At 69.2% G+C, this 19,222-nt stretch carries 19 protein-coding genes and 2 pseudogenes; 12 read left to right on the forward strand and 9 right to left on the reverse strand.

Annotated elements, in window-relative coordinates; genetic code table 11:
* Positions 1-46 precede the first annotated feature (46 nt).
* Positions 47-1,216: a tyrosine-type recombinase/integrase gene (locus ABT001_RS09900; protein WP_351274912.1), complete on the reverse strand. Its 1,170-nt coding sequence runs from the start codon at positions 1,214-1,216 to the stop codon at positions 47-49.
* A 255-nt stretch (positions 1,217-1,471) separates the two neighbouring features.
* Between ABT001_RS09900 and ABT001_RS09905 the strand changes: the two are divergent.
* From ABT001_RS09905 to ABT001_RS09930, 6 genes and pseudogenes are all read left to right on the forward strand, one after another.
* Positions 1,472-2,404 (forward strand): annotated as a pseudogene (locus ABT001_RS09905) (RHS repeat-associated core domain-containing protein); the annotation flags it as partial.
* A 20-nt stretch (positions 2,405-2,424) separates the two neighbouring features.
* Positions 2,425-2,910: a hypothetical protein gene (locus ABT001_RS09910; RefSeq protein WP_351274914.1), complete on the forward strand. Its 486-nt coding sequence runs from the start codon at positions 2,425-2,427 to the stop codon at positions 2,908-2,910.
* 290 nt (positions 2,911-3,200) lie between these two features.
* A complete protein-coding gene (locus ABT001_RS09915) occupies positions 3,201-3,548 on the forward strand; it encodes a transcriptional regulator (protein ID WP_351274916.1) in 348 nt (115 codons plus the stop codon).
* Positions 3,545-4,215 (forward strand): annotated as a pseudogene (locus ABT001_RS09920) (nucleotidyl transferase AbiEii/AbiGii toxin family protein). Before ABT001_RS09915 ends, ABT001_RS09920 begins: the two are co-directional and overlap by 4 nt.
* A 370-nt stretch (positions 4,216-4,585) precedes the next feature.
* Positions 4,586-5,341, forward strand: coding sequence for a hypothetical protein (locus tag ABT001_RS09925; RefSeq protein ID WP_351274918.1), 756 nt, complete (start codon positions 4,586-4,588; stop codon positions 5,339-5,341).
* A gap of 118 nt (positions 5,342-5,459) precedes the next feature.
* Positions 5,460-5,624 (forward strand): hypothetical protein, encoded by a 165-nt coding sequence (locus tag ABT001_RS09930; RefSeq protein ID WP_351274920.1) that lies wholly within the window; start codon positions 5,460-5,462, stop codon positions 5,622-5,624.
* 52 nt (positions 5,625-5,676) lie between these two features.
* Here the strand turns inward: ABT001_RS09930 and ABT001_RS09935 are convergent, their stop codons facing one another.
* The gene (locus ABT001_RS09935; RefSeq protein WP_351274922.1) at positions 5,677-6,603 is read right to left on the reverse strand and encodes an alpha/beta hydrolase; all 927 of its coding nucleotides are present in this window, start codon (positions 6,601-6,603) and stop codon (positions 5,677-5,679) included.
* Positions 6,604-6,841: 238 nt separating this feature from the next.
* Between ABT001_RS09935 and ABT001_RS09940 the strand changes: the two genes are divergently transcribed.
* Together ABT001_RS09940 and ABT001_RS09945 are read left to right on the forward strand one after the other, a co-directional pair.
* Positions 6,842-7,639, forward strand: a complete 798-nt coding sequence (locus ABT001_RS09940; protein ID WP_351274924.1) for an IclR family transcriptional regulator — start codon at positions 6,842-6,844, stop codon at positions 7,637-7,639.
* Positions 7,640-7,794: 155 nt separating this feature from the next.
* Positions 7,795-8,691 (forward strand): SGNH/GDSL hydrolase family protein, encoded by an 897-nt coding sequence (locus tag ABT001_RS09945; RefSeq protein WP_351274926.1) that lies wholly within the window; start codon positions 7,795-7,797, stop codon positions 8,689-8,691.
* 274 nt (positions 8,692-8,965) lie between these two features.
* Here ABT001_RS09945 and ABT001_RS09950 read toward each other — a convergent pair whose 3' ends face one another.
* On the reverse strand, positions 8,966-9,469 hold the full coding sequence (locus tag ABT001_RS09950) for a hypothetical protein (RefSeq protein WP_351274928.1): 504 nt from the start codon (positions 9,467-9,469) through the stop codon (positions 8,966-8,968).
* 263 nt (positions 9,470-9,732) lie between these two features.
* Here ABT001_RS09950 and ABT001_RS09955 point away from each other — a divergent pair, with 263 nt between their 5' ends.
* Both ABT001_RS09955 and ABT001_RS09960 read left to right on the forward strand, forming a co-directional pair.
* Positions 9,733-11,472: a PP2C family protein-serine/threonine phosphatase gene (locus ABT001_RS09955; RefSeq protein ID WP_351274930.1), complete on the forward strand. Its 1,740-nt coding sequence runs from the start codon at positions 9,733-9,735 to the stop codon at positions 11,470-11,472.
* Positions 11,469-11,933 (forward strand): response regulator, encoded by a 465-nt coding sequence (locus tag ABT001_RS09960; protein WP_351274932.1) that lies wholly within the window; start codon positions 11,469-11,471, stop codon positions 11,931-11,933. The genes ABT001_RS09955 and ABT001_RS09960 overlap by 4 nt, the downstream gene beginning before the upstream one ends.
* On the opposite strand, the gene ABT001_RS09965 is transcribed toward ABT001_RS09960, so the two are convergent.
* On the reverse strand, positions 11,918-14,200 hold the full coding sequence (locus ABT001_RS09965) for an ATP-binding protein (protein WP_351274934.1): 2,283 nt from the start codon (positions 14,198-14,200) through the stop codon (positions 11,918-11,920). The two genes, ABT001_RS09960 and ABT001_RS09965, sit on opposite strands and share 16 nt — an antisense overlap.
* 302 nt (positions 14,201-14,502) lie before the next feature.
* Here ABT001_RS09965 and ABT001_RS09970 point away from each other — a divergent pair, with 302 nt between their 5' ends.
* Positions 14,503-15,165: a DUF4232 domain-containing protein gene (locus tag ABT001_RS09970; protein WP_351274936.1), complete on the forward strand. Its 663-nt coding sequence runs from the start codon at positions 14,503-14,505 to the stop codon at positions 15,163-15,165.
* A gap of 85 nt (positions 15,166-15,250) precedes the next feature.
* On the opposite strand, the gene ABT001_RS09975 is transcribed toward ABT001_RS09970, so the two are convergent.
* Together ABT001_RS09975 and ABT001_RS09980 are read right to left on the reverse strand one after the other, a co-directional pair.
* Positions 15,251-16,108, reverse strand: a complete 858-nt coding sequence (locus ABT001_RS09975) for an EamA family transporter (protein WP_351274938.1) — start codon at positions 16,106-16,108, stop codon at positions 15,251-15,253.
* 66 nt (positions 16,109-16,174) lie between these two features.
* Positions 16,175-16,933, reverse strand: a complete 759-nt coding sequence (locus ABT001_RS09980; RefSeq protein WP_351274940.1) for a polysaccharide deacetylase family protein — start codon at positions 16,931-16,933, stop codon at positions 16,175-16,177.
* Positions 16,934-17,155: 222 nt separating this feature from the next.
* On the opposite strand from ABT001_RS09980, the gene ABT001_RS09985 reads away from it, so the two are divergent.
* Positions 17,156-17,443: an AfsR/SARP family transcriptional regulator gene (locus ABT001_RS09985; protein WP_351274942.1), complete on the forward strand. Its 288-nt coding sequence runs from the start codon at positions 17,156-17,158 to the stop codon at positions 17,441-17,443.
* 137 nt (positions 17,444-17,580) lie between these two features.
* On the opposite strand, the gene ABT001_RS09990 is transcribed toward ABT001_RS09985, so the two are convergent.
* From ABT001_RS09990 to ABT001_RS10000, 3 genes are all read right to left on the reverse strand, one after another.
* Complete coding sequence (locus tag ABT001_RS09990) at positions 17,581-18,180, reverse strand: hypothetical protein (protein ID WP_351274944.1); 600 nt, start codon at positions 18,178-18,180, stop codon at positions 17,581-17,583.
* A 217-nt stretch (positions 18,181-18,397) separates the two neighbouring features.
* On the reverse strand, positions 18,398-18,799 hold the full coding sequence (locus ABT001_RS09995) for a thiol-disulfide oxidoreductase DCC family protein (protein ID WP_351274946.1): 402 nt from the start codon (positions 18,797-18,799) through the stop codon (positions 18,398-18,400).
* Positions 18,800-18,846: 47 nt separating this feature from the next.
* Positions 18,847-19,122 (reverse strand): GNAT family N-acetyltransferase, encoded by a 276-nt coding sequence (locus tag ABT001_RS10000; protein ID WP_351274948.1) that lies wholly within the window; start codon positions 19,120-19,122, stop codon positions 18,847-18,849.
* Positions 19,123-19,222 lie beyond the last annotated feature (100 nt).

The following is a 19,222-nucleotide window of genomic DNA, read 5'->3' on the forward strand; positions in this document are numbered from 1 at the left end:
GAGAGGCAGCAGGTGGAGGTCCAGTCTGGACCTCCCCTTGGGCCTGTCACCTCACCCGCGCAGTTCCCCCCGCAGGCAGAACTGAGAACCTGTGGACAAGGGTCGTGCCTCCACCTGGGCCCCGCACCGTCGTGCGCTGCCGGCGTACATCGGCGTCGATATCGTCGGCAAGCTTGCGCTGATGCGCCTTCGTGGAGTGCTGGTAGATCAGCTGGGCCCGTTCCGAGGACTGGCCGGCGCGGACCATGAGGTCCTTCAGCTTGGCGCCGGTGTCAGCAGCGAGGGTATTGCCGGTGTGCCGGAGGTCGTAGAAGCGGAACTCCTTCGGCATGCCGACTGCGTCGCGGGCCTTGCGCCACTTCCGGCCGAAGGTGGTGCCGCGCAGGGCGGCGCCTCGCTCCCCCACGAAGACCAGACCGTCGAGTCCTTCCTGGGCGAACCACTCCAGGTGCCGACGGACGTCGAGGACGATGAAGCCGGGCAACATGATCTCCCGCTTACCCGCTCGGGACTTGGGATCGCCGATCACCCGGCGCCCGGTGTTCAGCTCCGGGGCAGCCCGCCGGACCCGTACCGAGCCCGCGTCGAGGTCAACGTCGGAGCAGCGCAGTTCGGCCAGCTCCTCCGGTCGCATGGAGGCGAAGGCACCGAGTAGGACCATCAGCCGCCAGCGGATGCCGATGGCCTCGGCCAGGGCGAAGACCTGTTCAACGGTAGCCACCGGTCGCTCGTCCGCGTCCTCACGGCCCGCCCCACGGATGAAGCAGGGGTTCCTGCGGATCAGGTCGTCCTCTACGGCCGTCTGCATGATGGCCTTCAGGAGACGGTACGACTTGGCGGTCGTAGTGGCGCCGGTCGCCTTCCGCCGTTCTGCGCGCCAGGTCCTGACTTTGGCTGGGCTGATGGCGTTGACGTACTGGCTGCCGAACGTCGGCGCCAAGTGGAGACGAAGCAGCCGCCGGTACAGCTCCTCGGTGGTGGGCGCGACGCCGCGCTCATCGATCCAGCGGGTGGCGTACTCGGCGAACAGCACCTCGCCGGCGGTCGGATCGATCCAGTCGCCCCGGGCCTGGTCGGCTTGGACCTGGGCGAGGAACAGCTCGGCTTCGCGTTTGGTCTCGTACGTCTCCGGGGCCGCGCGCAGTACGCCGTCGGTTCCGGGGTAGCGAGCCTGCCAGCGTCCCGGCACCTCACGCAGGGTTCTCAACCGCGACAAGGGGGGCGACTACACGCTCACCGACCCCGAGAGCCGGCTGACCAAGCACTTCGTCGGCCCTCCCGGAACGGAGCCCGGCGAAAATGGTACTGCGTGGCTCCTGCAGGTCTCGGACCGCAACAGCAACATCATCAGCATCGACCGCACCGACGACGGCACACCCCTGGCGCTCGTCCATTCCGCCGGCTATAACCTCGTCCTGGCCACGGTCGAAGCGCGGGTCACCGGGGTGTCCCTGCGGGACAAGGGCGGGGCCGAACCCGCAAGCAGCGGCTGGGCGGCGACGGGCGAACCGTGGTGGAGGAGACCAGGTTCACCTGGGACGGCTCCACCCTCTGCGAACAGACCACCACCTCGGCGGACGTGCCTCACACCGTCGCCCTCACGTGGGACCACCAAGGCGTGCGGCCGCTGGCAAAGAGCGAGCGCATCTTGGCCGGGGATAGCGCGCAGTCGACCATCGACCAACGGTACTTCGCCATCGTTACCGATCTCATCGGCTCTCCGACCGAGCTGATCGACGAGACCGGCGAGCTCGCCTGGCGCACGCGGACGTCTCTCTGGGGAACGACCACCTGGGCCAGGAACAGCACAGCTCACATCCCTCTGCGCTTCCCCGGCCAGTACCACGATCCCGAAACGGGTCTGCACTACAACGTCAACCGCCACTACGACCCGGAAACCGCCCGGTACCTCACACCCGACCCTCTTGGGCTCGAACCGGCTCCCAACGCGTTCGCCTACGTTCACAACCCCTACCGCTGGTGCGACCCGCTCGGCCTCGCCCCGTACGACCCCCTCCGCGAGGGGTACACCTCGTCCCCGGGCTTTCAGAAGGATCCGTACCACCCTGACGTCGTCGAGAGACGAATCGAGGCGAATCGCGAGCTCTACGGCGTCAAGGACCCCGATGCCAAGGGAATGATCGGGGCCAACGGCACACAGATCACCAGCAAGACGTTGTGGAACCATGGGCCGTACCGAATCGACGTGGAAAACCCCGACCCCGGCGGGCGAGCGGGGCAGCTCCACTTCCAGGACCAGAGCAACAAGGGCGCGAAATACCAGTACGACTTCGATACAGGAAAATTCGAAGGGCTTCCACGCAGCGTCGAGAAAGCTGTCGGAAGCAGTCCGGGCTTCATCGCAGGGATCAGAAAGGGGCTCGCCGCACTCGGCGAGGGATAGGCATGCGAAACAATCCTCGAATGCGGGAGATCCTTCGGACAGACGTCACCGACCTGAGCGATCGGGACATTCCCCCTATGTTCCTTGAGGTCGTGGAGCGCGGGTGGTCCCTCACGGCCGCCGGTGGGCGCGTGCTGACCGACCTCCGTCCGGAGGCGCCTGGCACCTACGTCGACCGACTCACGGAGGAGACGACGGTAAATGGGAGGGGAATGATTGATTACGACCTCCCGGCCGCACCGGACAAACGTACGCCCCTCCTCGTCCGGAGATGCCTGGCGTATGTGTGCGCCTGCCTTCGGAAAGCGCAGGAGGAGTTCGGTGACACTCAAGTGAAGGCGTACGTCTCCCTCTCCTTCGCCGATACCGAGGAGGCCCTCCTCACCTCCAACGTCACCTTCTGCACCCCGCTTCCCGACGTCCGCCCCTATATCCCGGGCCTGGAGGCTGTTACGGACGCGGCCGTCGCGGAGATCTCGCTGGAGGACTGCTCGGCTTGGGCGTGAGGACCCCCTGGCCCCCTCTGCTCGTGCCCCATCCGTGCCCAGCAGAGCGGACAACAGCGGTCAGGTACGGCGTCCGAAGACCATCCCAACCTCGTGCGTCTCAGCCAAAATGCAGGTCAGGGCCAATACGACCGTTCAAGAACCGTTGATTCCCAAGCTCAGAGCGCGAGTTCGATTCTCGTCACCCGCTCCATGATGGAGGTTCAGGCCAGCGGCCCGGGGCTTCTCTGTGTGCCGCGCCTTGTCACCGTCCGGTCGGCCCCGGTGGCCTCTCCCTGGATAGTCGGGGTATGGCATCACAGCCCAGTCTTTCCGATCTCCGCCGTGCCAAGTTCGCCCGGCGTGTGCCCGCAGCACTGACCGAGCTTGCCGGTCCCGAGCACGGCACAGTAAGCCTGCCACTTCACCTGGCGTGGTCGGGCCTGACCACATTCGACCTCGACCAGCCCCGGCTACGGATGAGCTACTACCGCATCGTCCTGGCCGAGGGCCAGCACGATGATCTGGTCCGGTATCTCAATCGCGGCCTCCTCGTCAGCTTGTGGCCAACACTGCGCACACTGATCAGCCGTGATGTTCGTGAAGTCTGGGAACGCTCCTTCGACGAGTTGGCTCACAGCGCCCGGGCCGCTGCGTGAACCTCACCGACCTGCACCGTCGCTTGCTTGCAGATGTGCTCGCCGTAGGGGGTGCATACCCTCTGGCGCTTACCGGCGGCTACGCGGTCCAGGCACACGGCCTGGTCGACCGGCTCAGCCAAGACCTCGACGTCGCCACTGAGAACCCTGATCGCATGAGGACATTGCTGCTGCAGTGCGTGCCGGCCTGGAACAACACGGGTGGCAGGTCAGCGCTCTGGAAACAGACCTGCTCTCCGCACGCCTGATCGTCACCGATCCCGTCAGCCGTGAAGAGTGTGAGGTCGACATCCTCAAGGAAGCCCTCTGGCGGCCACCCGTACACACAGAGCACGGCTTGGTGCTGTCCCTCGAAGATGTCGTCGGGACCAAGGTCCGCGCACTCGCCGACCGCGGACTCGCCAGAGACCTGATCGACGTGCAGGCCGCTGCGGACCGCTGGAGACATGTCGAGCTCGAAGAGCTCGGGCGGCGCCATGCGCGCGACTCCTTCGACCTGAGCGAGTTGCAAGCCCGACTGGGTGGATCCGACTGGATCGACGACACAGAATTCGCCGCCTACGGCCTCGACGAGCAAGCAATCACCGGGCTACGGCAGTGGGCACAGGCATGGGGCGACGACATCGGCGAACGACTCCAGGAACTGGAGGCTCCGCACGAAGACTGATGGCCGCATGGAGACCGTCACCCGCTCCGTGAAAAGCCCCAGGCCGGCGGCCGGGGGCTTCTTTGTCGTCCAGGCCACGCTACGTCGTGCGTGCGCACCGTCGGCTCGGCGTGATGAGCCCGCGCCGCCAGTCGTTCGCCCCGTCGACCCCGGTCTCACGTTGCAAAGCGCCGGCCGACGGGATGCAGCAGGGGATCGACGGCGTCGCGGAACCGCTGGTTCATGCCGAGCGTGGTGTCCTACGGTGTTTCGAACCCGTGACCAGCACCGGGGCCAGTGGACGGTGGCACGTGAACGGGGGCTCGACGGCTGAGGGGACAGCACTGACGGGATCGGATAGCCGAGCAGATCCGGTGAAGGTGGTAGACCTGTGGAAATCGCCCTGAACACCCTCCGCGCCATGGTGACGGACACCCCGCTCACTTCCATTCCACGCCTCGCCCTCGACATTCCCCAGTTGGTCGTCGGTGAGTTCACCGACCGGGCGGGGTTCGAGCGGCTGCTCCCCGGCACCTTCGGAAGCCAGGAATGGCTGGGCTCGGAGAATGACGACCTCCTGTTCGACAACAGCAGCCGCCAGATGGTCGCCGTAGGGCTCCACCTGCCCGCCGCGTCCGCTCCGGTACAGGCCCACATCCGTCTGCCCGCCGAGCCCCGAGCCGTCCAGGGCGGCCTCCTCGCAGAGGAGGTACGCGATTTCGCCCTCGCACGGACGAAGACGCTGTGCTGCGATCCCGAAGCAACGGAGTTGACCTGCCTGCGAGACCTCGCGGTCCTCGACACCCCGCTGGACGCCCGGGTCAAGATCGCCCCCGGTCTGACGCTCCTGATCCAGACCGGGGCGGTCACCGGCTGGAGCCTGACCGACCCGGCCCGATACCTGACGACCGGGTACAGCGCTCCCGACCCCGCGCCTCCCGCCCCGGCCACCAAGCTGCGACTGGCCGAGTACCTGGCACTGATCACCCGGCCCTTGGTCGACGCGGTGATGGACAAGGAGCCGGGCGCCTGGCTCCGGCTCCGTGCGACCGAACAGGCCCTACGCGTACAGCGGGAGGACCCGCACAGGGCAGCGGCCCTCCATCAGTTGGTGGCCCGCCTCATCGAGGACTATGAAAGCTGGTGAGCGAGGTGGGTCAAGACGCGCCGTTCCAGACAACGGACAAGCGTGCGAAGCAATCCTCGGATGAAGGTGTTGCTTCCGGAACGTAGCTGCGGAATGGGTGACGATCAAAGGGAGGGGAATGACGGACTACGACCTGCCCACTGCGACGGACGAACGCACGCCCCTCCTCGTACGGGAGTGCCTGGCGTATGTGCGCGCCTGCCTTCGGAAAGCGCAGAAGGAGTTCGGTGACACTCAGGTGAAGGCGTACGTCTCCCTCTCCTTCGCCGATCATGACGTGTAGCGATGCGCTCGCGCATCCGCCGGCCGACGATCTCCGCGGAGCGCACCACCGGTCACTCCGCCAGCGTGGCCGCCCACTGCCTGAAGATCTCGACGTACCGGGAAGGGTCGAACTGGTGCAGCGTGTGCACCGCGTCCGGCACCGACTCGTAGTCGACCTTCACTCCCGCCGACTCCATGAGCAGCCTGGCCCGGGCGGCCTGTTCGTCGGAGAGCGCTCCGATCAGGTCCCCGGTGTCCGGGTCGATGCCACGCATGTGGTGCGTGAGGAGCACCGGCGTCTTGACCTGGGGCAGCATCCGCTCGTGCGGGCAGTGCAATCCGACGGTGCCCTCCCAGAAGACCCGCGCCCACTCCGGGTCGTACTCCTTCATGTGCTGCGGGATCTCCTCCGCCACGAAGGACCGCGCCATCGGCGTCGCCGAGGCGCCGGCGGCGCGGAGGTAGCCCTCCCAGTCACCGACGGTCCACTGGTCACCGAGGTAGGTGCGGAACAGCTCGAACAAGGGGCCCGCCGCCTGGCGGACCGAGTGGCCGCACGTGGTGACGAGCTCGGAGGCGAAGAACGGGGCATCCTCGCACAACACGGCCCGGACCTGCCGGGGCATGGAGTACGCCGACAGCCAGGCCGCGAGGACGCCACCTGAGGAGTTGCCCGCGACGATGACGGGGCGCTTCACCACCAGAGCGATGAACCGGACCAGATCGTTGCCGAAGTTGTCGATGCTGTACCGCTTCGGGGTCCAGCTGCTGCGCCCCTGGCCCCGCAGGTCGACGGCGTACACGTGGAAGTCCTCGGCGAGCAGCCGCATGCTCTCCTCGTATCCCCACCATGAGCCGGTCTGCTCGGGGATCAACAGCACGGCGGGCTTGTCCGGGCTGCCGGCCTCGGCGTAGTTCATGGTGATCTCACCGAGATCGGCTTGCCGCTCGGGGTAGTTGTGCGGGACATGGACGTTGCGCGGTGCGGGATCAGTCATTGTTGCCGGCTCCTTCTCCTGGTTTCCGATGTCCACGTGCACGCACTGGTGGACACAGCTCTCCACGCTGTGCTGAGGCACGGGTTCCTTGCCGTCTCCGTCGATCACCGGCGAACCCGTGCAGGAGTGGCCCAGGGGCCGAGGCCTGCGATCGAAACCGGTCTCCGCGCACCGTCGTTCGGGTGAGTCATGGCGCTAGTATTCGAGTCGTGACCAGCGCCGAGCACCGGCTGTTCCGATGAGTGGCACGCCGGTACGGACCTCGGGACGACCGCTGCACGGTGAGCCGATCCTGGAGCGAGCGTTCCGGATCCTGGGTGCCTTCGCCGAGGCCGGGGAGGGGCTGCCGCTCCACAAGCTCGCGGCTAGGGCTGGTCTGCCCAAGAGCACCACGTCGCGGATAGCGACCCAACTGTCAGGTGTGGGCGCTCTCGAACGCCTCGACAACGGTGATTTCGTCGTCGGTCTGCGACTGCTCGAGATCGCCTCGCTGGCGCCCCGCGGTCACGGACTGCGCGCCGCCGCGCTCCCGTTCATGGAAGACCTGCACCAGGTCACCGGCCAGCACATCCTCCTCGCGGTACGCGACGGCCACGAGGCCGTCCTCGTCGAGCGCCTGTCAGCGCGGAACGCGGCAGCGGTCAAGTACCGCGTAGGCGGCCGACTCCCCCTCACCGGCACCGGCATCGGCATCGCGCTGCTTGCCCACGCCCCCGCGCAGGTGAAGGACGAGGTACTGGCCGGTGCGACCGACGCGGGGCACCTCCGTCGGCTCATGGCCACCATCCGCCAGGAGGGCGTATGTGCCATGACTGTGCCCAACCCACTGCGCACCGGGCCCACCACGATGTCCACGGTCGCCGCCCCGATCCTGAACCGCCGCGGTGACTCACTGGGCGCGCTGTCACTGGTCGCCCCCGACGAAGGGGGGTCCCGGGTCGCCGCTCAAGTCGCGTTGCGGACGGCGAGCCTGGCCATCTCCCGGGCGGTGGGAACGGCCGGAGGCAGCGAGCGCGCCGATGAAGTCCCGCCGTGAACGAGCAACTGCCCTGCGGCGGAATCGAGCTGTCACCCGACGGGATCGAAGCCTGAGACCGAGCGGAACTGGTGCGTCAGAGAGGGAACCCCGAACATCCGAATCCCTTCATAGTCGGTGCCGCAGGCAGTCAACTCCCCCTCTCTGAAGGCCCGATGACTCAACTCGCACGCACCTTCCGCAACACCGTCCGCACCGCGTCACTGACTGTGGCGGCGCTCGGCTCCACAGCCGGGCTGATCGGTGGCCTCATGGCCCCGGCCGCATCCGCTGCCGAGCCGGCCGATCAGACGTACGACAGCTACGTCGCACTCGGCGACTCGTACGGCTCCGGCGCAGGTCTCGGCCTGGTGGAGGACGCCGGCTGTGACCGCACCGGGGAGGGTTACCCCGCGATCATCGCCGGCGCGGTGAAGGCGAAGTCCTTCAAGAACATGACCTGCAGTGGTGCCACCACGGCAGAGATGGCCAAGGCTCAGGGCACCAACCCGGCCCAGCTCAGCGCCCTGTCGGCCGACACCGATCTGGTCACGCTGACCATCGGGGGCAATGACATCGGGTTCACCGAGATCATCACCAACTGCGTCGTCGGCAGCTTCGGCGATCCGACCGGCAGCCCCTGCAAGACGCGGTACAACGCGTCCGGCAGCGATGCCATCACCACGCGCATCAACTCCACGGCGGCCAAGCTGACGGTCACCCTGCAGTACATACGCGCCCTCGCGCCGAAGGCACGGGTCCTCGTGGTCGGATATCCGTCGCTCGTGCCGAACGACGGCAAGGCCTGCCGTCCCGGCGTCCCTTTCGCGGACGGCGACGTGCCCTACCTCCGCGATGTGAACAAGAAGCTCAACCAGGCCCTCGCCGACCGGGCCAGGAGCGCCGGAGCGGAGTACGCCGACACGTACGCGATGACCATCGGCCATGACATGTGCCAGAACGAAACAGACCGGTGGATCGAGCCCATCGATACGAAGCTCGCACCGGCGCATCCGAACAGGTGGGGCCAGCAGGCGATGGCCTACGGCACCTACAACCAGCTCCGCACGTAGGACCCGGTCTCCGGCCGCTCGCCGAGCATGGTGGTCGCGGGGTTCTTCGCGGAGGCCGGTCCCGGTGGTCGTGGGCGTGAACGCGCACCGGTGTCCCCGGCGACATCGGTGCGCGTCGTCCGGCGTGAACCTGTTTCCGTTTTGGAACGGACCTCAAGCCATGCCGGATATCCCGTCCTCAGTGATGACCTGCACCCTGCCCACGGTCTCCCGCATCGCGCCGATCACTTCCATGTCTCCGACGGACTGCGGTGGCCGTCGCTCAACTTGATCTTCAGTCCGAGCGGCGCACGGACGTGGGTTCATCGGCTTCGTCGGAATCGTCCTGGGAACGTCGCACGACGGCTGCCCCGCGCAGCGCGACGGCGCACCATACGGTCACCAGGAGCAGCGCGGCCGCGGCGAGGCCTGCGACCTCGAGGGGCTCCGGCCGCCAGCCCAGGGACAGCCGGGTGCCGATCATGACGGTGCCGAGGAGGACCTCCGCCGGTGAGTAGACCGGCACCCTGGCCGCCACGAACCGCAGGACGGCGCCCAGCACCAGGCCGATCACGGCCCAGGCCAGCAGGTAGGGCCAGAGCGCTCCCGGCGCGGCGGGCGGCAGGCCGTACTCCTCCGGGCCGATGCGGAACAGGGCGCCCAACCACCCCAGTGTCACTCCTGCGGCGGTGACGAGCGCCGCCCACAGCGCGTGGTGCCACCACGGGCCGGTCCGCACCCGCTCGTCCTCGTGCTCGTCCTGGGTGTCGACGGGGTTCGTGGTCTCAGGAAGATCCATCACACCCGTTGAGACGCTCACCGACCGCCGAACGTTGCATCGCGAACGTGTCGCGAGCATGCCGAAGGCACCACCGGCCGTTTCTCCGTGCGCGCTCGATCGGGGCCTGCTCGTCGGCGGCGTCGATGAACGCCTCGGGTCTCACGCGGAGGCGCCCGGCGTGAGGTTGGCATAGCGTTTCTCCTGATGGGCCGGGGCCGAGAGCAGCGATACGGGACGGCGGATCAGCGGTGGAGCAGCACGAGGGCAGAGCTTCCCGTCAGGTGGATGACCGATGGTGGTCCGTCCGTCTGCACGAGCTCTGGCGCGTCGCCGAGACGGCGCAGGACGTGGCGGGGCTGGCCGGTGCCCTCTACGACATGCTGCTGCGGATGCCCGGTGTGCTGGTCGTCGTGGGGACCCGCTGGAGCGGCGGAGTGCTGCACCACCTACGCAGCGTCACCTTGTCGAAGCCGAAGCCGTCGCTCGTGGAGATCGAACGGGATTACGGTGACCGGGGTGCCGCCGGGGCTCCGGAGGGTGATCCCACCGTCACCGTTCGCGAGGTGTCGGGGCTCGACGCCGCCCTGCCGCACGTCCAGGTGCTGAAGGCATCCGGTGCGCGGAGCGTGACCGAGTGTGCCGTGCCGCTGGGGCGGGGCGAGTGGGCATCGTTCATGGTCGGCACCGCGGACCGGGACCCGGTCGACGAGACGCTGCGGACCCGTTTGAAGCAGGTGGCCGAGGTCGCCATGGTCTCGGACAGGCGCACCATCGCACGGCGCGACGACGAGGTGCGTCAGGTCAGTGACGCCTTCCTGGCGGAGGCGTCGCTGCAGATGGATTCGAGCCTTGATGTCGAGAGCACCGTGCGGAGGGTGGCCCGCACGGCCGTTCCCGCCATCGCCGAGGGGTGCATCGTGCATCTGCGTCTTCCCGAGGAACTGACACCCGTGTCCTTCGCCCACATGGACGCCGGTGAGCAGCAGTGGCTCGGCAGGGTCGCGGCCGGCAACACCTGGCTCACGGATGTGCTGCGGCGGGTGCTCGACAGCGGGCAGGCACTGGTGCTGAAGGGCGGAGGGCTGGAGGGGGGTCCCTTCGGGCCCGCCTCGACGGGGACGGGGCGTAGCGTGCGCGCGATCAGTGTGAACCCGCTCAAGGCCCGGGGCCGGACCCTGGGCACCCTGACCTTCCTCTACCACCGGGTGGTCGTGGCCGAGGGGGCCTCGCAGTTCCTCGCCGGTCTGGCCGACAGGGCCGCGCTGGCGATCGACAGCAGCACCCTGTACGAGCAGCGCCGCCGCCACGTGGTCTCCCTCCAGCGGCATCTGCTCCCGAGGGAACTGCCGCGGATTCCTGGGCTGACGCTGGGTTCGGCGTACGAGGTGGGTGATGTCTCGCTCGATGTGGGCGGTGACTTCTACGACGCCGTTCCGGGGGCGCGGGGTGGTGTGACCCTCTTCATCGGTGACGTCTGCGGTCGTGGGGCGGAGGCGGCGGCTCTCACAGGCCTGGCCCGCCACAGTCTGCGCACCCTCCTCGAGGACGGCAGCACGCCCGAGCACGCGCTGGAACGGCTGAATCAGGCCTTGGTCAGGGAGGGCACGTCACGTTTCGTGACGGTGCTCGTCGTGGTGCTGGTGAGCGAGGGAGAGGGGTTCGGTGTGCGCTATTGGAGTGCCGGGCATCCGGCGCCTCTGGTGCGGCGTGAGGCGGGCACCGTGGAGGAGCTGCCGGCCCACGGGGATCTCCTGGGTGTGCTGGAGGACATCGAGTACGGCTCCGGGGCGGTGCACCTGGCGCCGGGGGACGCGCTGGTGATGTTCACCGACGGGGTGACGGAGGCGAGAGCGGCCGACGGTACGTTCTTCGAGTCCCGCCTCCCGGCCGCGGTGGCGCGGCAGGGCGCCGGGGATGCCCAGGGGTTCGCCGAGCGGCTGGCGGAGGACGTCGTGGAGTTCAGGGCGTCCGGTGCCGACGACATCGCCGTACTGGTCGCACGGGCGGAGTCCGGCGGATGAGCGGGGCTGCCGGGGAGCGGCGGATCGATCACGACCTCGTCTGGGTGGTCGAGGACTCGGCGGAGGATGCCGAGGCCATCGCTCGGGCGCTCGGTCGCACCCACCCGGATCTGACGCTGGAGTTCACCGACCGGGGTACGGGGTTCGCCGAGCGGTTGCTGGAGGCCGACCGGCGGCCGGGGCTCGTCCTTCTGGACCTGAAGCTGCCCGGTCCCGGCGGGGCCGAGGTGCTGCGGTCGATCCGTTCCCTGCCCGAACTCGATGACGTGGCCGTTGTCGCCTTCACCTCGTACACCGGCCCGGACGAGGTGGACGCGACCTATGCGGCGGGCGCCGACAGTTACATCTACAAGCCGGTCAACTTCGAGCTCTTCCGTACGGTGTTGAAAGGTGCGGTCGACTACTGGCAGTGGAAGGCGAAGGGCGGGGACGAGGGCCCTGCCGCTCAGCCTCCTTCCTGACCCAGGGTGAAGAAGAAGGTGGTCCCGCGTCCTGGTTCGCTGTCGAGCCACAGCTCGCCACCGTGGCGCTCCACGATCCGCTTGACGATCGCGAGTCCGACGCCGGTGCCGCCTCCGTGCTCGTCCTGACCGTGCAGTCTGCGGAACAGCTCGAAGACCTCCTGCTGCTGACCGGGCGGGATCCCGATGCCGTTGTCCCGGACCACGACGGTCTGCCGCGGAGGCCCGCCCGCCGGTGGGCGGAGCCTGTCGACCAGGACCTCGACCGTGCGATCGGGGCGGTCGGCGGCGTACTTGGCCGCGTTCACCAGGAGGTTGACCAGCACTTCGTAGAGCCGGTTCTCGTCGGCGTACACCTCCGGCAGATCATGTCTGATCACCCGCACGTGGGCCTCGGCCAGACGTTCCCCGGCCACGTCGAGTGCGGAGTCCAGCACCCGGTCCATCGGTACGCGGGTGCGGCGCAGCCCGCCTCGGCCGAGGCGGGCGAAGTGGAGCAGCGAGTCGAGCAGGTCGTCCATCCGGCCGGCCAGGCGCCGCATGGTGTGCAGCCGGCGGACGGCAGTGGTGTCGAGCTCCGCCGCGGCGTCCTCGATGACGAAGGCCGCGGCGTTGGAGATGCCTCGTAGCGGTTCCTTGAGGTCATGAGCTGCCACGTGGGCGAAGGAGTCCAGGTCGGAGTTGGTGATGCGCAGTTGTTCGTTCAGCACGGCGAGTTCCGCCTCGTGCCGGAGCACGACTCCGGTCAGCGTGCGCCAGAGTTCCTGCGCGGTGGCACGGTCGGTCGGTGTCCAGGGCAGGCACTGTCCGTGTACCAGTGCGCGGAACACGGCGCCCGAGCCGCGGGGGGTGAGCCGTTCGCCCCGCGGCCCGACCTGGACGGGCCTGGAGGGGTCGGTGGCCCACTGACGGGTGGTCGGACGGGCCTTGCGGAACCAGGCGAGGAAGTCACCCGCGCGGCTCAGCGTCACCATCAGGACCCCCGCGGGGCTGTCTGCCGTGCCGTCGGCGGGAAGGCCCGGCTCCTCCGCGAGGCGGTCCGTGGTCCAGACCGTGCCGGGTGCCGGCCCTGTCGCACGTGCTCGAAGGGCTTCGAGCAGTGCGGGCGGGACACTCGTCCCGCTGACGGTGCTGCGGCCGCCGCGGCAGAGCACCGCGCCATCGGCGTCCAGCAGTGCTCTGAAGGCGTCGTCACCGGCGAGGAGCGAGTCCTCCACGTCGGACGTGACCCGGGAGATGATCCGGTCGAGGCGTTGCCGCGATGCGGTGAGCGCCTCGGCGTGCTCCCGTTCCTCGATGACCGCGAGTTGGAGGGAGAAGGCCACGCCGAAGAACTCGCATGCCGCCCGCATCTCCGGGGGGACGGTGACAGCGGAGTAGCCGTGACAGGCGATCAGTCCCCAGAGCGCGCCCTCCCGGAGGACGCTCACCGACATGGACGACTTCACCCCGATGTTCCGCAGGTACTCCAGGTGGAAGCCGGACACCGTGCGCAGCACGGAGTTCGACAGGTCCAGCGGCAGGCCCGAATCCGCTCGGAGCGGCGGGTGCAGACCGACGCCGACGTCGTCCACGTCGGCGATCTCCCGGATCCAGTTGTCGCGGTAGAGCCGCCGTGCCTGGGGCGGGATGTCGCTGGCGGGGAACCAGAGCCCCAGCCAGGGTTCGCGGCCCGCGGCGATCTCCTCCGCGACCACTTCTCCCGGCCCGTTCTCTCCGTCGAAACGGTAGGCGACCACCCGCTCGAACCCGGTGAGCGCCCTGATCTCACGGACGGCCGCCTGGCAGCACTCGTCCGCCGTCATCGAGGACCGCAGTCGCGTCAGAGCTCGCCGGACCCCCTGGTAGAAGTGCCCGAAGTGCGGCGCGGCAACGGCGCGCGGCTCACACTCCAGCACCAGGAGGGGCCCCTGCCGGTGCGCGGTCACGTCGAACATCCGGGGGACACCCGCCACGTCGATGGCGACGGGAAGGACCAGGCTCGCCGCAGCGTGGTGCGCGCCGACCTCGAGCGCCTCGGCCCAGTGCTCGGGGGACAGCAAGCGCGTGACGGGTCCCCCGACCAGTTCCTCGGCGTCGATTCCCAGCAGGTGCCGCGCGTTCAGGGACGCGGTGTCCACGGTGCCGGTATCGGCCTCGACCGCGAGCAGGGTGCCGTGGGACTGGATCATGCCCAGCAGGTGGATGGGCTCCCGGACGCATTCGCTGAGGTCGAAGCCGATGGCCGCGGCGGCTTCGGCCTCCCGCTCGGGTTCCGGCAGGGACATCTCTTCTCCCACGTGCCGAGCCCTCCGTCCGGTCCGGCCGGACGTCCGGCTCGCCGCGATACTTCCACGGCGCCCCGCGCCGGAGGGGCCGGCGCGGGCGCGTGTCGCCGCTCCTGTCGGCTCCCACCGCCCGAGGCGACACGATCGTCCGAACCGGTGGCGGTGCGGGACGGCTCCATCGGGGACACCCGCTGTCGCTGGGACAGAACCCGGACATGCACAGGATCAATCCAGGATCGACCCGGCCCTAGTGTGATCGGTGCAAGCAGCAAGCACCGCAAACGAAGCCGCTGGAGATTCCGATGCGTTCGCGCCTCACTGCCCGTTCCACCCGTCTCGTCCTCGCCATCGCGGCGGTGACGGCCATCGCCGCCACCTCCACCGCGTGCGGCCCCGAGGAGGTCGAGGACGTCAGCAGTTCCTCGGTCCCCTCCGCCACCGACAGCCCGGCCGCCGGTGGCTCGGGTTCCGGCGACTCCGGTGCCGGTGAAGCCCCCGACGCCAGCGGCTCCAAGGACGAGGCCGCCGGCTCCGGTGACGGCGAGAAGAGCGGCTACGGGCGGTCCTGCGGCACCAACGACCTGGACTTCACGGTCGCCGCCGAGTCCCAGGCCGGCGGCTACTATCTCGTCACCGCCAAGGCCAAGTCCGGTATCACCTGCTACCTGGACGTCAACACCCCGAGCGTGTCCTTCGGCTCCGGCGCCGACGGCCTCGCCTCCCCGGTCGGACAGGGCGGCGAAGACCCCATCAAGCTCACCGGGTCCTCCGCCGCCTACACCGGTATCAACCCCAAGTCCACCAACAGCGACACCGGTAAGGAGTTCGAGAACGTCATCATCGCCGTCACCGAAGACGATCCCGACCCCGCCGAGCTGAAGCTTCCCGACACCGCCAGCGTCGACAAGCCCCTCGTCACCAACTGGACCACCGATCGCAACGCGACCGTCCCCGTCATCGTCTGACGGGCCTGACCGGCACCGTCGACAACTCGGTCTTCCTCCCGGTCGCTCCGCAGGCCCACCGGCCGACCGGTCGCCTCCGCGCTGGTCAGGCCCGGGGGACCCGCCGCACAGGATGCCCGGCCCGCCCCGTGACGTCGCCCGGCGCGGGCTGACGCAGGCCGATCACGACACCTGCGGCGACGAGCAGGGCGCCGACGACATCTGCGAGGCCCTCCTCGCCGAGCCCGAGCGCCACGGTGGTGACCAGTGCACCCACCGGGACGAGCCCGGCGAAGAGTCCGGCGCGTGCGGCACCTAGGCGGCGCAGCGCGTCGTACCAGAGGAAGAAGGCAGTGGCTGTGACGAGCACGCCGAGGTAGCCGAAGGCGGCCGCCTCGCTGAGGGTCGGCAGGCGCAGCGAGTCCGTACCTTCCAGGAGGATGCCGGCGGCCAGCGCCGCCGGATAGGCGGCGACTCTCAGGGGCCCGAGTAAGGGCAGCAGGGGAAGCGCCAGCAGCGAGAAGGCGACCTCTCCGACGAGCGCCCCCAGCGACAGCAGCACACCGTGCGGGCTGCCGCCGCCGAGCCCTGCGGCCACGGCGGCGCCCAGGGTGACGACAGCCCCGGCGCCGACGGTGCGCGCGGCCGGTCGGCGGCGTTCCGTCAGGGGCCCGACGAGTGCGAGGACGATGGGGAGTGCCCCGACCACGGTCCCGATCATGGCAGGGCCGGCGTGCCGGGTGGCTTCGACCAGAAAGATGTTGAAGCCCGCGAGGCCGGTGGCGGCCGGCGCCAGGAGGAACAGGAAGTCACGCGGCGTCAGACCGGCCCGGGGTGAGCGGCGGTGGCGTACGACGGCCAGGAGGATCGCCGCGGCGAGCGCGTAGCGCAGGGCCGGTCCGCCGAGGACCGGATAGTCGGCGATCGTCGCGGAGACGGCCGCGGAGGTGCCGACGAGCAGCATCGCGGCCGCGGCGCCCGCGGCCGGGGCTGCGCCGGCCCACGGGCCTGAGCCCGCCGCAGGCCGCGCTCACCGCACGGGGAAACCGAAGGTGTAGCCCTGCTGTTCCAGCCAGGGCAGCAGCTCACGCAGGGCGGCCACGGTCTGGGAGCGCTCGCCTCCCGCGTCGTGGAAGAGGACGGTCGGCCCGTTGGAGATCTCGCTCTTCACGGTGGCGACCATGGCGTCCACGCCGGGGTGCTCGAAGTCCTTGGTGTCGACGTTCCAGCCCAGCGGACGCATCCCGTGGGAGGCGGCGAGCTGCCGGCTGTACGGGGTGAACGCGCCGCCGGGGGCCCGGTAGTACTGCGACCGTACGCCCCCGGACGCCTTGATGATCATGCGTTCGGCGTCGAGGATCTGCTGGGACTGGTATGCCTCGGACTTGGTGTCCATGGCGGTGTCGTGCGAGACCGTGTGGTTGCAGAGCCGGTGCCCGTCCGCCACGACCGCCTTGACCAGGTCCGGGTACGCCTCGGCCTGCGGACCCACCATGCAGAACGTCGCCTTCACACCGCTGTCCTTGAGCAGTTGGAGCACCTGCGGTGTCCAGACCGGGTCCGGTCCGTCGTCGATGGTGATGTTGACACCCCGGGCGCCGGCGTCCGAGGCGTGCGCGATGTCCGCCGCCACCTTGGTCACGGCCCGCTCCTGGGGCCGGGCCTCGGGCTGCCCTCCCGCGGGCTCGGCCTGCGCGGTCCACACCGACGCGGCCGCGGCCAGCGTCGTCACTCCGAGGGCAGCCGCGAGCAGCCGGCTGTTCCAGCCCCTTCCTTTGTGCTTCGCCATGTCCGAGCGCCCCTTTGTCGTGTCCGCCGATGCCGTGCGCCCATCAAGACAGCGGAACGTCCGCGCGGGCTGCCTCTGTTACCGATCAAGGACGAATCCGGAGGGGGCCGGCGACAATCACGGCAGTTCCCCGGCATCGGCCGATGCGGCCGGGACCGCTCAGCCGGGACGTCGGCGGACCGGCGGCCGTTACAGTGGCCACCGTAGAGCGGGGGGACGGCTGTGGACTTCGGAGTACTGGGCCCGCTGACCGTGTGGCGCGCCGGAGTACCGCTGGAACTGGGCACGCCGAAAGGGCGGTTGCTCCTGGCGGTCCTGTTGAGCCGGCCGGGCCGCTCGGTCACCGGGGACGCGCTGGCCGAGGCGCTCTGGGGCGAGGAGCAGCCGAAGAGCGCCGCCAAGAACGTGCAGACCTACGTCCACCGGCTCCGGCAGCGCCTGGGAGACGCGGAGCGCATCACCCGGGAGGACCGGGGCTACAGCGACAGCCCCGTCGCCTGGGCCGGCTGAGAGGTACCGCTCGCCGGTCCTTCGCCACCCCGCTCCAGCAAAAGCCTCGGGCCGTCGGCCCGAGGCTTTCGTTGTCCCGGGGGCGTTCCCGGGCTTCACCGACCTTGAGGGACAGCCACGCTCAGGCTGCCGACGGGTCAGATCGTCGGTGTGTCGTCGACGATCTCCTTGTGCGGCTCGACGACGAACTTCCAGCCCTCGCTGGGCTCCAGGAACCGCACGCGGGTCGGGTAGATGTCCAGGGCGCGGCGGTCGCGGTTCTGGGGGTTCGTGTTCTTCCGCCCCCGAGCCGGCTCCTCGTACAGGTCGACCTTGACGTCCGGAACCGCGGCGACCTCCTCGCCCCAGCGCTGGACGACACCCGCACCGAAAGCGTCCCGCGCGGAGGTGTAGAGCGCATCGAGGGAATCCCTGTTCCCGTTCGGAACGAAGAGGGCGAGGTTCAGCAGGACGCCTGCGCTCTGGAGGACCTCGATCTCTTCACCCGCCTTGTCGGCGACCCAGATACCGGCCTCGTCGGCATTGCCCGGGAGGACGTGGACTTCCTCGCCGTAGACCGTCCTCGCGGTGAAGGACCCTCCCTCGAAATTCTTACCCGGCTCCGTGAGGAAAGCCGGGGCGTAGCAGTCGAGAGGAAGGCCGTCCATCCCCGCCGAGACGAAGATGCCGTCCTGGAGGCCCAACTCTGCAATGTCCTCGGCCGCAAGACGTCGAGCCGTGACCTTCTCGGTATTCACGCCATTCCCCTTTTAATTGTGGCGTCCGGTGAATTCATAAATACTCTACCACGGAAACGATCAACGACTTCCCGTTAGCAGACCTTCTCCCCCGCCCCGGCGAAACGCGGCACTCATAGAGAAATGCCTCGAATTTCTGGAGGCGTCGGCGAGCGATATGGGAAAAGGCTTGAGAACTGCATTGCCGCACGGATCCGCGCGAACAGACCGGGCGTCCCTATTCGGCGGACCGCCCACCGGGCCTGCGGTCGGCGGGCAGCGCGCAGGCCGGTGAGCCTCCGGGCAGACGGTCACGGTGGGTGGCGACGAGCCGGTAGACACCGTGGGCGATCCAGCTCACCGGGGGCAGGGTCAGCAGGCCGCCCGGCCAGGCCCAGACACCACCGGCACCCAGCATGAGCTTGGCGACGGCCTGCGCGCCGCCGTACACCGTGCCGGACGGCACGACGTACAGCACCTCGTGTTCGGCTCGCTGCCGGGTGACGCCGAGGGCTTCCAGATTCGCGAACTGCCACGGCGTGACCGTGCAGTTCGGGCGCAACCACCGCACGAGGTGGTTCACCGAGGTCGTGCAGAAGGCGCAGTCGCCGTCGTAGACGAGGACAGATCGATGCGGCATGGGCCCATCCTGCCTGAACGAGGCGCGTGCGGGTCGCCGCGGGGCCCTCAGGCGTCCCAGGCACGGGGGTGGGTCAGCGCCTCCCACTCGGGGCGGAGCAGGGAGAACACGGCGAGGTCGTGGCGGCGGCCACGGTGGAGACAGGCGGCGCGGCTGACGCCCTCGCGGACGAAGCCGGATCCGGCGAGGACGGTGAGGGCCGGGACGTTGCCGGTGTGGGTCTCCGCCGTGAGGCGGTACAGGGGGAGTTCGCCGAACGCCAGGTCCACCAGGGCGTCGAGGGCTTCCGTGCCGTGGCCCTGCCCTCGGTGCCCTGGGGCCACCGGATATTTCCGCCCCCACGCGCCCCGCCGGCGTCATCGGCGTCACCGTTCCCCAGCCGGCCGGAGGGAAGGCCGCACGGTCCGAATGAGGCGTCAGGGG

Source organism: Streptomyces sp. NPDC002793 (assembly GCF_040295485.1).
Taxonomy (GTDB): domain Bacteria; phylum Actinomycetota; class Actinomycetes; order Streptomycetales; family Streptomycetaceae; genus Streptomyces.

Excerpts from the sequence above, each read along its gene's own strand:
- ABT001_RS09950 (WP_351274928.1), bottom strand. The coding sequence starts at position 9,469 with ATGGATCTTCCTGAGACCACGAACCCCGTCGACACCCAGGACGAGCAC.
- ABT001_RS09975 (WP_351274938.1), bottom strand. The coding sequence starts at position 16,108 with ATGCTGCTCGTCGGCACCTCCGCGGCCGTCTCCGCGACGATCGCCGAC.
- ABT001_RS09995 (WP_351274946.1), bottom strand. The coding sequence starts at position 18,799 with ATGCCGCATCGATCTGTCCTCGTCTACGACGGCGACTGCGCCTTCTGC.
- ABT001_RS09940 (WP_351274924.1), top strand. The coding sequence starts at position 6,842 with ATGAGTGGCACGCCGGTACGGACCTCGGGACGACCGCTGCACGGTGAG.
- ABT001_RS09945 (WP_351274926.1), top strand. The coding sequence starts at position 7,795 with ATGACTCAACTCGCACGCACCTTCCGCAACACCGTCCGCACCGCGTCA.
- ABT001_RS09915 (WP_351274916.1), top strand. The coding sequence starts at position 3,201 with ATGGCATCACAGCCCAGTCTTTCCGATCTCCGCCGTGCCAAGTTCGCC.
- ABT001_RS09935 (WP_351274922.1), bottom strand. The coding sequence starts at position 6,603 with ATGACTGATCCCGCACCGCGCAACGTCCATGTCCCGCACAACTACCCC.
- ABT001_RS09965 (WP_351274934.1), bottom strand. The coding sequence starts at position 14,200 with ATGTCCCTGCCGGAACCCGAGCGGGAGGCCGAAGCCGCCGCGGCCATC.
- ABT001_RS09980 (WP_351274940.1), bottom strand. The coding sequence starts at position 16,933 with ATGGCGAAGCACAAAGGAAGGGGCTGGAACAGCCGGCTGCTCGCGGCT.
- ABT001_RS09930 (WP_351274920.1), top strand. The coding sequence starts at position 5,460 with ATGACGGACTACGACCTGCCCACTGCGACGGACGAACGCACGCCCCTC.
- ABT001_RS09960 (WP_351274932.1), top strand. The coding sequence starts at position 11,469 with ATGAGCGGGGCTGCCGGGGAGCGGCGGATCGATCACGACCTCGTCTGG.
- ABT001_RS09970 (WP_351274936.1), top strand. The coding sequence starts at position 14,503 with ATGCGTTCGCGCCTCACTGCCCGTTCCACCCGTCTCGTCCTCGCCATC.
- ABT001_RS09910 (WP_351274914.1), top strand. The coding sequence starts at position 2,425 with ATGCGGGAGATCCTTCGGACAGACGTCACCGACCTGAGCGATCGGGAC.